Below are 12,577 nucleotides of genomic sequence, written 5' to 3' on the forward strand. Positions count from 1 at the left end.
TTAGGGTAGCCTAAGCAAACCGTCTGAAAGGGTCAATGAGATGCCCGCTGTGCCGCCGACCTCGGTTCCGCCCCGCGTGCCGCGCCCGTGGCCGCCGCCGGTCGCGGTCAGCCCGCGCATCGAGCAGTTGCGCGAGGCGGGTCCGGGGGCGGTGGCGGACTTCTGGGCGCGGATCGGCCGCGACGGCGCCCCCCTCGTCGAATCGGACGGTGACGCCATCCTGCTGACGTTCCTGTGGCGGCAACGACGACCCACGCGCGACGTGCTCGTGCTGGTCAACAAGCTCGCCGATCGCCACGACCTGGGCGCGTCCCGGATGCGCCGGATGCCCGGCACCGACCTGTGGCACCTGACCTACCGGGTGCGGCCGGACTGGCAGGGCAGCTACCAGTTCGCGCCGGACGAAGACCTCGCGGCGCCGGATTCCGCCGGCACCGCGCAGGATCCGGCGCACTGGCGGCGGGTCGCCGCCCGGGTGGTTGCCGACCCGCTCAACCCGGTGACGCTGCCGCAGGAACGACCGCCGCACAAGTCGGTGGCCACCGCGCCCGCGGCGGCCGCGCGTCCGCGCTGGTGGCTGCCCGACCCCGCGGTGCCGGCCGGGCGCGTCGACGTGGTCGAGGTGCCCGGAGCTCCGGCCGGCGGCCCGCGCCGGGTGTGGCGGTACCGTCCACCGGGGGACCGCCGCGACGCGGGCCGGTACCCGCTGCTGGTGCTGCTGGACGGCGACATATGGGGCACGGTGACGCCCGTCGCGCCGATGCTGGACAACCTGATAGCGGCGGGCCGGATCCCGCCGGTGGTCGCCCTCATGCCGGACAGCGCGGGCCGGACCACCCGGTTCACCGAGTACGCCTGCCATCCCGGCTTCGCCGCCTTCCTGCGCGGTGACCTCATCGAGCACGCCGCCGCCGGGCTGCGGGTGACCGGCGACCCGGCCCGGACCGTGGTGGCCGGGCAGAGCCTGGGCGGCCTGGCCGCGGCGTTCGCCGCCTTCTGCGCCCCGGAACGGTTCGGCAACGTGCTGAGCCAGTCCGGGGCGTTCTGGTGGCCCAGCAACCTGCCGGGAGACGCCGAAAGGTTCACCCGCACGGTGTCCGGGGCCGCCCGCCGGCCGGTGCGCTGGCACCTGGAGGCGGGCCTGGACGAGTGGGTGGCGCTGGACCCCAACCGGCGGCTGCGGGACGCGCTGACCGGGCGCGGATACGACCTGACGTACGCCGAGTTCGCCGGCGGGCACGACCGGGTCTGCTGGCGTGCCCGCTTCGGCGACGCGCTGGCCGGGTTGCTCACCCCGGTCACCGCACCGGGGTGAGCAGGTCCTCGGTGAGTTCCGCGGCGGACGCGGCCACCCCGCACCGGGTGGCGACGTGACGCAGCGCATCGGCATGGTGCGCCGGGCTGAAGTCGGCTATCGCGTCGGCGACCACGAACGGTTGAACGCCGCGCATGAAGGCGTCCAGCGCGGTGGCGAGCACGCCGATGTGCGCGTACACGCCGGTGATCACGAGTTGATCCCGCCCGCCCAGCACCTCGGCCAGCGGGGTGCCGACGAAGGCGCTGTATCGCCGTTTGGTGAGCACCACGTCCGCCGGCCCCGGCCGCAACGCGTCCACGATGGCCAGTTGCTGCGCGTCGTCCGGCGGCCCGTCCCCCCAGAAGTCCTGCAGCAGACCGCGTTCGTCGCGGCTCTGCCCGCCGGGCTGCGCCGAGAAGATCACCGGCATGCCGCAGCGCTCCGCGTGCGCGCGCAGCGTGGCGATGGTGTCCACGACCCGGCCCAGCAGGCTGCGGTCGGCGGTGCCGAACGGTGCCAGGAAGTAGTTCTGCATGTCGTGCACCAGCAACGCGGCGCGCGCGGGCTCCAGCCGCCACGCCACCTTCCCGCTCGCGCGGGTGTAGCCGGTGGGCAGGTGATACGGGGTGATGCGGGGCAGCATCGGATCATCCTCTCCGGTCGGCGGCAGGCGCCGCGGCCAGGTCTCGAAGCGCCGCGCGCAGGTCGCGGCGGCTGGTCTTGCCCACCCCGGTGACCGGGAAGGCGTCCACCACACGCACCAGGTCCGGGACCTTGTACCCGGCCAGGCCGCGATCGCGCAGATGGGACCGCACCTGGCCGAGCGTGGGCGGTTGCTGCCCGGCACGGCACACCAGGAACGCGCAGGACCGCTCGCCCAGGTAGGGGTCGGGCACCGCGACCACCGCGGCGTCGTGCACCGCGGGGTGGGTCAGCAGGTGGTTCTCCACCTCCTCGGCGGCGATCTTCTCGCCGCCGCGGTTGATCTGGTCCTTGGCCCGGCCCTCCACCACCAGGTATCCGCCGTCCAGCCGGCGCACCAGATCGCCGGTGCGATAGAAGCCGTCGGCGGTGAACGCCACCCGGTTGTGCTCCGCGGCGCGCCAGTAGCCGCGGATCGTGTACGGGCCGCGGGTCAGCAGATGCCCCACCGTCTGGTCCGGCACCTCCACGTCGTCGTCGTCCACCACGCGGATCTCGTCGTCCGGACAGATCGGCCGGCCCTGGGTGTGCCATACCCGATCGTCGGCGTCGTCCAGCCGGGTGTAGTTGACAAGCCCTTCGGCCATGCCGAAGACCTGTTGCAGACGGCATCCGAGCACCGGTCGCACCCGCTGCGCCACCGCGGGCGCCAGCTTGGCGCCGCCCACCTGCACCACCTGGAGGCTGGACAGATCCGGGGTTTCGGCGCGTTGCGCCGCCTCCAGCCACACCAGCGCCAGCGGTGGCACCAACGCGGTGATGGTGACGCCCTCGCGCGCCACGAGCGGGAACGCCACTGCCGGGTCGGGCGAGGGGGAGAGCACGATGCGGGCCCCGGCGTGCAGGGCGCCCAGCACACCGGGGGAGGACATCGGGAAGTTGTGCGCCACCGGCAGCGTCACCAGATAGACGCTGCCGGCGTTCAGCGCGCAGATCTCGGCGCTGGCCCGCACGCTGTAGAGATAGTCGTCGTGGGTGCGGGGGATGAGCTTGGGCAGCCCGGTGCTGCCGCCGGACAACTGCAGGAAGGCCAGCTCCCCGGCGCGCGGGCCGGCCGGAAGGCGGTCCACGTCGCCCCGGTCGTAGAGGTCGGCCAGCGCGGTGTGCCCGCCCGGCTCACCGGCCACGATCACGGTGGCCCGGCCGGTGACCGCGGCCAGCGAACGGTGGTCGAAGCCGCCGTGCACGTCGGTGGTGACGAAGGCGACCGCCTCGGTGTGCGCGCAGAAATACCCGATCTCGGCGGCCCGGTGCGCGGGCAGCGCGAAGACCGGCAGCGCGCCGAGCCGGAACAGGGCGAACACCACGTCGAAGAACTCGGCGACGTTCGGCAACTGCACCACCACCCGGTCACCCGGGCGCACGCCGAGGTCGTACAGCCCGGCGGCGAGCCGCAGGGCGCGCTCGCGCCATTGCCGGTACGTGATCCGGCGGTCCCCGTCGACCACGGCGACCCGGTCGGCGAACGTCCGGGCGCGCTCGGCCAGCAGATCGTCGAAGGTCTGCCCGGTCCAGTAACCACGCTCGCGGTAACGGGCGGCGAATTCCTGCGGCCACATCGTCAGGCTCCCCGGGTTGTCAGGGCCCGGTCGGCCGGCCCGAGGGCGGCGAGCATGGTGCCCAGCTTGGCGGTGGTCTCGGTGAGTTCGGCGTGCGGATCGGAGCCGGTGACGATGCCGGCGCCGGCGTAGACCCGCAGACCCTCCGGCCCGGCCGTGGCGCACCGGATGGTGACCGCCCACTCGCCGTCGCCCGCGGCGTCGCACCAGCCGACCATGCCGGCGTAGAAGCCGCGGTCGAACGGTTCCAGCTCGGCGATCGCCCGCCGTGCGGCGCCCGGCGGGCTGCCGCACACCGCGGGCGTCGGATGCAGCGCGGTGGCCAGGCGCAGCGCCGACACGTCCGGGTCGGTGATCTCGCCGGTGATGCGGGAACCGAGGTGCCACATGGTGGGCGTGGCGGTCAGCGTCGGCTCGACGGGCACCCGCAGCGCACGGCAGAACGGCCGCAGCCCGTCGGCCACCGCCTCGCTGACGAAGGCGTGCTCGTGCCGGTCCTTGGCCGACGACAGCAAGGCGGCGGCGCGATGCGCATCCTCCGCCGGGTCGGTGCTGCGCGGTGCGGAACCGGCCAGCGGGTGCGCGACGGCGTACCGGCCGCGGCGCGCCACCAGCAACTCCGGGCTGGCCCCGAACAGGGTCTGCCCGCCGCCCACGTCGATGCCGAAGGTGTAGCTGCCGGAGGCGCCCGCGGCCAGCGCCCGCACCACCGGCGCCGGGTCGAAGCCGGGCGCCGCCAGCCGCAGCGCGCGGGCCAGCACCACCTTGGTGTACCGGCCGGCCCGGATGTCGCGCACCGCGCGGGCCACGGCTTCCAGATAGCCGTCGTCGTCGCACGGGGGCGCGCCGCCCGCGCGGGCGGGAGCGGGCCGGGCGGTCGGCACCGCAGCCCCGGCCGGTGGCGCGGTGCCGCGGCGCAGCAGGCGCGGCAGGACCAGCCGGGCGGGTGCGTCGGGCGCGAACGGGATCGCCCCGACGACCGCGCGGGCGCCGGGGCCGGCGCCGGTCAGCATCGCCTCGACCTGGTCGGGCAGCATGCCGTGGACGCCGCCGGACACCTCCGCCTCGGCGCCCTCGGCCAGCAGGGTGCCGCTGGGCGAGGCGAACACGGACGACAGGCCGGGACGGTAGGCGGACAGCAGTTCGACGCCGTCGATTGCGGGACAGGCGAGCGTCACGGATGTTTCTCCCTTCACCGTGTACTCGGTCAGGCGCGCAGCGTCGCGCCGCCGTCGACGTACAGGTCGTGCATGGTGATGTGCCGGGCCCGCGGCGAGGCCAGGAAGAGGACCGCGTCCGCGACGTCCTCCGGGGAGGCGATGCGGCCCAGCGGGATGCCGGTGCGGAAGGCGGCCGGGTCGCCGGCGATCACCGGTCCGGGATCGTCACCGGTCCACAGCGCCCGTTGCATCGGCGTGTCGGTGGAGCCGGGCGCCACCACGTTGCAGCGGATGCCGTACGGCGCCAGCTCCAGACCGAGGCACTTGGTGAACAACGTGGCGGCGGCCTTCGACGCGGCGTACGCCGCCATGCCCGCGCGGGGCACACCGGCGGCATTGGACGACACCGTGACGATGACGCCGTGCCGGCGCGGGATCATCCGGCGGGCCACCGCGCGACTGGCGTGGAAGACGCCGGTGGTGTTGACCGCGAAGGTCTCCGCCCAGTCGTCGTCGCGGTATCCCGCCACGTCGCCGGTGCGCAGCACGCCGGCCACGTTGGCCAGTAAACCGATCGCGCCCAGTTCGGCCTCGGCCTCGGCGACCACCGCCTCCATCCGGTCCGCCGAGGTGACGTCCGCGACGTACGCGACGACGCCGTCGTGCTCGGCGGCGAGCCGCCGCACCCCGCCGGCCACCCGGTCCACGGCCGCCACCCGGACGCCCTCGGCGGCCAGCGCGCCGGCGACCGAGCGCCCGATCCCCTGGCCGGCGCCGGTGACCAGGGCAGCACCGGTGACCAAGGCGGCGCTGCCCAGGCCGCTGCCGGTCACCGGTGGTGGTCCTCGCTCGCCAGCGTGGACCAGGCCGCGATGGTGGGTTCGTCGGCCAGGTCCAGGAAGCCGGTGTCCACTCCGGACTCACGCCAGCGGGTGGACAACGTCAGGATGCGGATCGAGTCGAGTCCGCGGTCGACGAGGTTCTCGTCGTCGGACAGGCTGTCGGCGTCCTCGCCCAGGATCTCGGCGACATCACGACGCAGGCGGTCGGTGAACGAATCGGTCATCAATCGACTCCCTTCGCAATAAGGCTAGGCTAACCTACCAACGAGCGAAGGGAAGGGGAGGCCGCGGGTCGATGCGCCATCCGAACGGGCGTCAGTCGTGGACCCGGTCGGACCGGTGCCCGGCGCGAACGGCCACCGCGGCCAGCGCGGTGCCCACGCACAGGGCCGCCGCGCTCAAGCCCAGCGACCAGTGGATGCCGACCACCGCACCGAACAACCCGACCGTGATGCCGCTGCCGAACCGCAGGCCGTTGGCCGACATGCCGTACACGCCGATCACCCGGCCCCGGTCGGCCGGCGCAGCGTGCAGTTGCACCACGGTCTGCCCGATCGACATCGAGGCCAGGTTCGCCACGCCGCCGACCACGAGCAGCAGCACCGCCAGTGGATAGCTGCCGGTCAGCGCGAACAGGAGGGTGCTCACGCCGTACACCGCGGTGCTGATCATCGCCGCCGGCACGCTGGGCGGGACCCGGCCGGTCGCCTCCAGCAGGATGCCGCCGACCACGCCGCCCGCGCCGTTGGCGAACAGCAGGACGCCGTACGCCGTGCCGGCGCTGCCCGCGCCCAGGTCCTGCGCGAAGATCGGCATCGACGACTGCATGGAGGCGCCGACGAAGAAGGACCCCAGGCCGCCCAGCACGATCATGCTGACCAGCGTCCGGTTGGCCCGCACGGTGCGCAGCACGCGGACCGTCTGCACGATGCCCATGCGGGGCCGGCGCACGCCCCGGTCATGGTCGCGGCTGTGGCCGCTGAACCGGGTGCGGAACAGGAACAGCGTCAGCGGCAGGAAGAACGCGACGTTGACGAAGATGCCCGCCTTCGCGCCCAGGCCGAGCAGCAGCGCGGAGCCGACCACCGGACCGAACAGCACGCCCAGGCTGCGGAACGTCGCGTTCAGGCGCACCGCGCTCGGCAGTTCCCGGTCACCCACGAAGTCGTGCAGCATCAACTGTTCCGCCGGGCCCCACAGCGAACCGGCCAGGCCGTGCAGCACCAGCAGTACGCAGGCGTGCCAGATCTGCAGGCCGCCGGTGGCGAACAGGACGCCCCAGCTCACCGAGACCAGCATGAACAGGCCCTGGGCGACCTGAATCACGCGCCGGCAGTCGAATCGGTCTGCCAGGGCGCCGAAGTACACCGAGAACAGCAGAAACGGCAGCCAGTGGCTGAGCACCTCGAACCCGGCCAGTGCGGGGGAGTGGAACTTCTGCCACAGCACCCAGTACGTGATGACGTGTTCGATGTTGTCGGCCATCATCGCCAGCGCCGCGCCGAACAGGTATGGGCGGCTGTCCCGGTTGCGCAGGGCGGCGAATCTGCGCGGTGCGACGGCACCTGCCGCGGGTGTGTCGGGCACGGATCCACCTCACGTGGCAACGGGAACGCTGTCGAGCTTGCTCCACGACACCCGCCGTCGCGGCCGGGGTGCCCCGCCCGGTGATCCCGGCCACCGCCGGGGCCCGGCGCGGGCGTTCCAGGGCGGCTTCGCGATCACCGGGTGGCGTTGGCATGCCATGGTGGTTGGCGATCTCAGTTGGCCCCGAGTGACCCGGATCACCATGGCGATCTCTACGCACGGTAGCGGCCGTAGAAACGGAAACGGAGATCGGGACGGGACTCGGCGATCTTGAAGGTGGGTCGGCTAGGCTCTCGGACCCGCGGAGGAACCGACGAGACTGAATGTGGGGTATCGATGGCGAAGAGCAGCAGGAGAAGGGCGGCCGCGCGGCGCCACGTTCCGCTGTGGGCGACGCTGTGCGCCATCAGCGGCTGCGTTCTCATGGTGCTCAGCGGCGGCGCGCTGATCAGCAGCCAGGTGCTCGTCGCCCGGTACGCCGGGGCGGTGTCCACGCAGAACCTGTTCGGGGACGGCGGCGCGGCCTCGCAGGGGCAGAGCGACATCGAGGGACCGCTGAACATTCTGCTGGCCGGCATCGACCCGCGCGACGACACTCAGGCGCCCCGGTCGGACTCGATCATCGTGGTGCACATCTCCGCGGCCATGGATCAGGCGTACGTGTTCTCCATTCCGCGCGACCTGGTGGTGGACATCCCGCCGTTCGCCAAGACCGGCTTCCAGGGCCAGCGCACGAAGATCAACGCGGCGATGGCCGCGGGCAGTTCGGTGGGCAACGGCAAACATGATGTGACGCAGGGCTTCGAGCTGCTGGCCAAGACCGTGTCGCAGCTCACCGGCATCAAGAAGTTCGACGCCGGCGCGATCGTGAACTTCGGCGGCTTCAAGCAGATCGTGGACGCCATGGGTGGCGTCACCATGACCATCGACCAGAACGTCAAGTCCGAGCACCTGCGGCCGGACGGCAAGCACCGCCCCAAGTCGGCGGCCTGTCAGCGCCCACAGTCCGGATGCGACCACCCGTACATCGGGCCGCAGAAGGAATACAAGAAGGGCACCTACCACCTGGAGGGCTGGGAGGCGCTGGACTACGTGCGTCAGCGGTACGGCCTGCCGAAGAGCGACTACGACCGGCAACGTCACCAGCAGCAGTTCATCAAGGCGATGGCGGCGCAGGCGCTGAGCAAGGACGTGGTGACCAACCCGATCAAGCTGGACAAGGTGCTCAAGGCGGCGGGTAAGTCGCTGATCTTCGACGGCGGCGGGCATTCGGTGGTGGACTGGGGGCTGGCCCTGAAGGGCATCGGCTCGCAGGACATGATGCTGGTCAAGCTGACCGGCGGCGGCATCATCGAGAACGGCAGATATCAGGGCGAACAGTTGGAGGCGAGCTCCACCGACTTCTTCGCCGCGGTGCGCAACGACCGCATCCCGGACTTCCTGCTGCAGAACCCGGAATACCTGAACTCCTCGGTCTGAGCCGGCCGAGCCCCGAGACGCCGGCCGAGCCCCGAGACGCCGGGCCGACGGCTACGGCGTTCCGGCGGTGTCACCCCCGGTGCCGGGCACGGCCATGTGAGCCCGCACGGCGTGCAGCGCGGCCTGGGTCCGGTCGGACACGCCCAGCTTGAGCAGGATGCTGGACACGTGTGTCTTGACGGTCTTCTCGGAGACCACGAGCATCCGCGCGATCTCGCGGTTGGACCGGCCGTCGGCGAGGAGCGCCAGCACGTCGCGCTCCCGGGCGGTCAGCGGCGGCCCGGCATCCGCGCGCGTGCCGGGCTCGCTCAGCATCGATGCGGCCGTCTGCGGTTCCAGCAGCAGATGACCGGCGTGCACCGAGCGCACCGCGGCGGCCAGCGCCTGCGGGTCGACGTCCTTGGACAGGTAGCCGTGCGCCCCGGCCCGCACGGCCGGCAGGACGCGGCCCGGATCGGTGAAGCTGGTGACCACCAGGACCCGCACCGGCAGGTCGCGGCGGCGCACCTCGCGCAGCACGGCCATGCCGTCGGTGCCGGGCAGCACCATGTCCAGCAACACCACGTCGGGCGCGGTCTGTGTGATCAACTCCAACGCCGAAGCGCCGTCCGCGGCCTCGCCGGTGACGTCGATGTCGTCGGTGAGCTCCAGGAAGGTGCGCAGCCCGCGGCGCACCGCCGGATGGTCGTCGACGATGAGCACCCGGATCGCCGGCCCGAGCGGATCAGCCGCGGACACCGGGCACCTCCAGACGCACCACCGTGCCGGTGTCCGGCCCGGATCGGACCGTCGCGGTGCCGCGCACCGAGCAGGCACGCTCCCGCATCGACCGCAGGCCCAGGCTGCCCCGTGCGGCAAGCGCCGCGCCGACGTCGAATCCGGCGCCGTCGTCGGACACCTCCAGCAGCGCGCCGCCGCGGCCGTGCGGCATCAGACGTACGCGTACGGTGTGCGCCCGCGCGTGCCGGACCGCGTTGTGCAGCGCCTCCTGGGCCACCCGCAGCACCACCGCCTGATGCGCCGGCGGCAGCGTGAGCGGCCCGTCGCCGGTGTAGCTCAACCGCGGCCCGCCGGAGGCCCGGCAGGCCCGGTCCAGCGCCCGCACCTGGGCCTGCAGCGCCGCGGGCAGCGCGCCGTCGCCGATGCCGGCCGGTCGCAGTTCCAGCACGGCCGCCTGCAACTCCTCGCTCGCCTCGCGGGCCAGCGTGGCCACTTCGGACAGCCGTGCCCGTGCCGCGGCCGGATCGCGGTCCAGCAGCATGCCGGTCGCCTGCACGGTCAGCCGCAGCCCGAACAGCCGCTGGGCCACCGCGTCGTGCAGGTCGTGCGCGATGCGGGCGCGTTCCTCGGCGATGGTCAGCTCGCGGTTGCGCGCGGCCAGCCGGGCATGGGTCAACGCGATCGCGGCGTGCGCGGCCAGCACGCCCACGAGTTCCTCGTCCGCCTCGGTGAACCCGCCCGCCTTGTTGGCCAGGTACAGCGCGCCGAGGATGTCCGTGCCGGTCAGGATCGGCACGCCGAGGAAGGCCCGCAACGTCGGATGCTCCTCGGGCCACCACCGGAACCGCGGGTCGGCGCGGATGTCGGCGACCCGTTGGGCGGCCGGCTCCCGCAGCATCAACGCCAGGAATCCGTGCTGGCGGGGCAGCGGCCCGAGGGCGTCCTGCTGCCCCTGGGTCATGCCGGAGACCAGGAACTGGGCGAACGATCCGGCGCCGTCCGGCACGCCCAGCGCCGCGTATTCGGCGCCGGCCAGCTCCCGGGCCGTGTCGACGATGGTCTGCAACACCTCCGGGACGGTGACCCGGCCGTTCACCGCCAGCACGGCATCGGACAGCCGGCGCGCGGTGCGCAGCTCGTCGCGGCCGGGCTGACCGGCGGCAGTGGTCACGTCAGACACGATATCCGCGCCGTCCGGCGCCCCGCGTCGGTCAGCGGTCCTAGGACCAAGGTCCGTCCGTGGACCGTGCCGCAGCCGGATTCGCCGCAGCGAAGCGCGCGGCAGTGTTCCGGACATGACTGAAATCTTCGACAAGGCGCCGGTCGCCGTCGTCACCGGCGCGTCCCGTGGTCTGGGCGCCGCCCTGGCCGCCGGGCTCGCCCGCACCGGCTGGCGCCTGGTGGTCGACGCGCGTACCGCCGCCGACCTGGCCGCGACGGCCGCCGGTCTGGAACCGCTGACCGCCGTCGCGGTCCTCGCCGGGGACGTGGTGGACGACGCCCACCGGGTCGCGCTGGCCGCCGCGGCCGATCGGTTCGGGGGCGCCGACCTGCTGGTGAACAACGCCTCCACGCTCGGCGGGAGCCCACCCCCGCCGCTGTCCGATTTCCCGCTGCCGGCGCTGCTGGAGACCTTCGAGGTCAACGTGCTGGCGCCGATCGCGCTGACCCAGTTGCTGCTGCCGCAGCTTCGGCGCGCGCCGGCTGGCGCGGTGCTCAACGTCAGCTCCGACGCGGCGGTCGAGGCGTACCCGGGATGGGGCGGTTACGGTGCCGCAAAGGCCGCCCTGGACCACGCGAGCGCGGTGTTCGCGAAGGAGGATCCGGCGCTGCGGTTCTGGTCGGTCGATCCGGGGGATCTGCGCACCCGGCTGCAGCAGGAGGCGTTTCCGGGCGAGGACATCTCGGACCGGCCGTTGCCGGAGACCGTGGTTCCGCGCCTGCTCGCCCTGCTGCACCGCCGTCCGCCGTCCGGGCGGTACGTGGCCGCCGACCTGGCGGCCGAGACGGCCAGCCGGTGACCGCCGCGGCGCTGGACTTCGACCTGCCGCCGGAACTGGCCGCCCGGGAACCGGTCGAGGCGCACGGTGGCCGCCGTGACGACGTGCGGCTGCTGGTGAGCCGCGGCGACGACGAGATCGAGCATCGCCGGTTCACCGAGTTGCCGCGCCTGCTGGAGGACGGCGACCTGGTGGTGGTGAACAACTCCGCCACCGTGCCGGCCGCCGTGGACGCCGTCCCGGAGCAGGGGCCGCCGGTGGTCGTGCACGTCTCCACCGCCCGCCCGGACGGCACCTGGCTGGTGGAGGTGCGCCGCCCGGCCGGCGGAAGCACCACGCCCTGGCCGGCCGGACGGGGACCGGCCCGCGCGGGCCTGCGTCTCGCGGTGGCCCGCGGATCGCTCACCCTGGTGCGGCCGGAGACCGCCCGGCTGTGGGTGGCCGCCGCGGACGTGCCGGGCGGGCTTGTCGCCCTGCTGGCGGAGCACGGGCGGCCGATCCGGTACTCCTATACCGATCGGGACTGGCCGCTGTCGGCGTACCAGAACGCGTACGCCACCGAGCCGGGCAGCGCGGAGATGCCCAGCGCCGGCCGGCCGCTGACCGCGGCGGTGCTGGCCGAACTCGCCGGGCGCGGGATCACGGTCGCGCCGATCACCCTGCACACCGGCGTCGCCTCGGCCGAGGTGTCCGAACCGCCGTACCCGGAATGGTTCGCGGTGCGCGCGCCCACCGCCGGCCTGATCGGGCACGTCCGGGAGCGCGGCGGACGGGTGATCGCGGTCGGCACCACCGTCGTGCGGGCGCTGGAGTCCGCGGTGGACAGCGCGGGGCGGGTGCGCGCGGCTTGCGGATGGACCGATCTGGTGGTCGGCGGCGACCGGCCGGTGCGCAGCGTGGACGGCCTGCTCACCGGCCTGCACGAGCCGCGCGCCTCGCATCTGCAGATGCTGACCGCGGTGGCGGGGGAGCCGGCGCTGCGCGCCGGTTATGCGGCGGCGCTGCGGGAACGCTACCGCTGGCACGAGTTCGGCGACGTGCACCTGTTGCTGCCGGACCGTCGGCACCGCTGAGGATGCCGAAACTTCCGGATGTCCGAGTATCGAGGCCGATGGTCCGATGTCGACGGCGCGGGCGGTGAACGGGGGTGTCCGCGCTTGACGACATCGACGAACGGCTCTACGTTGCGATGGCGTCATCGGAAGGTAACCGAAAGTTCCGGCCTCGCCCT

12 protein-coding genes are annotated in these 12,577 nt (G+C 73.3%); 4 read left to right on the forward strand and 8 right to left on the reverse strand.

The genetic code is table 11. The features are described 5' to 3' along the window. Nucleotides 1-40 precede the first annotated feature (40 nt). On the forward strand, nucleotides 41-1,315 hold the full coding sequence (fes, locus tag IEY73_RS04565; RefSeq protein ID WP_189077684.1) for an enterochelin esterase: 1,275 nt from the start codon (nucleotides 41-43) through the stop codon (nucleotides 1,313-1,315). Here the strand turns inward: fes and IEY73_RS04570 are convergent. The 6 genes from IEY73_RS04570 to IEY73_RS04595 all read right to left on the reverse strand — a co-directional run bounded on the left by IEY73_RS04570 (nucleotide 1,299) and on the right by IEY73_RS04595 (nucleotide 7,147). Further along, nucleotides 1,299-1,940 (reverse strand): isochorismatase family protein, encoded by a 642-nt coding sequence (locus tag IEY73_RS04570; RefSeq protein WP_189077685.1) that lies wholly within the window; start codon nucleotides 1,938-1,940, stop codon nucleotides 1,299-1,301. The genes fes and IEY73_RS04570 overlap by 17 nt on opposite strands. A gap of 4 nt (nucleotides 1,941-1,944) precedes the next feature. After that, entirely contained in the window at nucleotides 1,945-3,558 is a 1,614-nt protein-coding gene (locus IEY73_RS04575; protein WP_189077686.1) for a (2,3-dihydroxybenzoyl)adenylate synthase, read from the reverse strand. Between the two features lie 2 nt (nucleotides 3,559-3,560). Continuing rightward, a complete protein-coding gene (locus tag IEY73_RS04580) occupies nucleotides 3,561-4,736 on the reverse strand; it encodes an isochorismate synthase (RefSeq protein WP_189077687.1) in 1,176 nt (391 codons plus the stop codon). A 29-nt stretch (nucleotides 4,737-4,765) separates the two neighbouring features. Then, nucleotides 4,766-5,551, reverse strand: coding sequence for a 2,3-dihydro-2,3-dihydroxybenzoate dehydrogenase (locus IEY73_RS04585; RefSeq protein ID WP_229715488.1), 786 nt, complete (start codon nucleotides 5,549-5,551; stop codon nucleotides 4,766-4,768). After that, entirely contained in the window at nucleotides 5,548-5,784 is a 237-nt protein-coding gene (locus IEY73_RS04590) for a phosphopantetheine-binding protein (protein WP_189077688.1), read from the reverse strand. Before IEY73_RS04590 ends, IEY73_RS04585 begins: the two co-directional genes overlap by 4 nt. A gap of 91 nt (nucleotides 5,785-5,875) precedes the next feature. Further along, entirely contained in the window at nucleotides 5,876-7,147 is a 1,272-nt protein-coding gene (locus tag IEY73_RS04595; protein ID WP_189077689.1) for an MFS transporter, read from the reverse strand. Nucleotides 7,148-7,483: 336 nt separating this feature from the next. On the opposite strand from IEY73_RS04595, the gene IEY73_RS04600 reads away from it, so the two are divergent. Then, nucleotides 7,484-8,626 (forward strand): LCP family protein, encoded by a 1,143-nt coding sequence (locus IEY73_RS04600; protein WP_189077690.1) that lies wholly within the window; start codon nucleotides 7,484-7,486, stop codon nucleotides 8,624-8,626. Nucleotides 8,627-8,677: 51 nt separating this feature from the next. On the opposite strand, the gene IEY73_RS04605 is transcribed toward IEY73_RS04600, so the two are convergent. Next, a complete protein-coding gene (locus IEY73_RS04605; protein ID WP_229715489.1) occupies nucleotides 8,678-9,364 on the reverse strand; it encodes a response regulator in 687 nt (228 codons plus the stop codon). Next, the gene (locus IEY73_RS04610; RefSeq protein WP_229715491.1) at nucleotides 9,351-10,517 is read right to left on the reverse strand and encodes a GAF domain-containing sensor histidine kinase; all 1,167 of its coding nucleotides are present in this window, start codon (nucleotides 10,515-10,517) and stop codon (nucleotides 9,351-9,353) included. The genes IEY73_RS04605 and IEY73_RS04610 overlap by 14 nt, the downstream gene beginning before the upstream one ends. Before the next feature lie 124 nt (nucleotides 10,518-10,641). Here IEY73_RS04610 and IEY73_RS04615 point away from each other — a divergent pair, with 124 nt between their 5' ends. Further along, a complete protein-coding gene (locus IEY73_RS04615; RefSeq protein ID WP_189077692.1) occupies nucleotides 10,642-11,367 on the forward strand; it encodes an SDR family oxidoreductase in 726 nt (241 codons plus the stop codon). Then, a complete protein-coding gene (locus tag IEY73_RS04620) occupies nucleotides 11,364-12,419 on the forward strand; it encodes an S-adenosylmethionine:tRNA ribosyltransferase-isomerase (RefSeq protein WP_229715492.1) in 1,056 nt (351 codons plus the stop codon). Before IEY73_RS04615 ends, IEY73_RS04620 begins: the two co-directional genes overlap by 4 nt. Nucleotides 12,420-12,577: the final 158 nt, after the last annotated feature.

It is taken from the genome of Mangrovihabitans endophyticus (genome assembly GCF_014646155.1).
In the GTDB taxonomy this organism is placed as follows: domain Bacteria; phylum Actinomycetota; class Actinomycetes; order Mycobacteriales; family Micromonosporaceae; genus Actinoplanes; species Actinoplanes endophyticus.

Coding starts and splice junctions, on each gene's coding strand:
- IEY73_RS04590 (WP_189077688.1), bottom strand. CDS start 5,784: ATGACCGATTCGTTCACCGACCGCCTGCGTCGTGATGTCGCCGAGATC.
- IEY73_RS04615 (WP_189077692.1), top strand. CDS start 10,642: ATGACTGAAATCTTCGACAAGGCGCCGGTCGCCGTCGTCACCGGCGCG.
- fes (WP_189077684.1), top strand. CDS start 41: ATGCCCGCTGTGCCGCCGACCTCGGTTCCGCCCCGCGTGCCGCGCCCG.
- IEY73_RS04570 (WP_189077685.1), bottom strand. CDS start 1,940: ATGCTGCCCCGCATCACCCCGTATCACCTGCCCACCGGCTACACCCGC.
- IEY73_RS04575 (WP_189077686.1), bottom strand. CDS start 3,558: ATGTGGCCGCAGGAATTCGCCGCCCGTTACCGCGAGCGTGGTTACTGG.
- IEY73_RS04600 (WP_189077690.1), top strand. CDS start 7,484: ATGGCGAAGAGCAGCAGGAGAAGGGCGGCCGCGCGGCGCCACGTTCCG.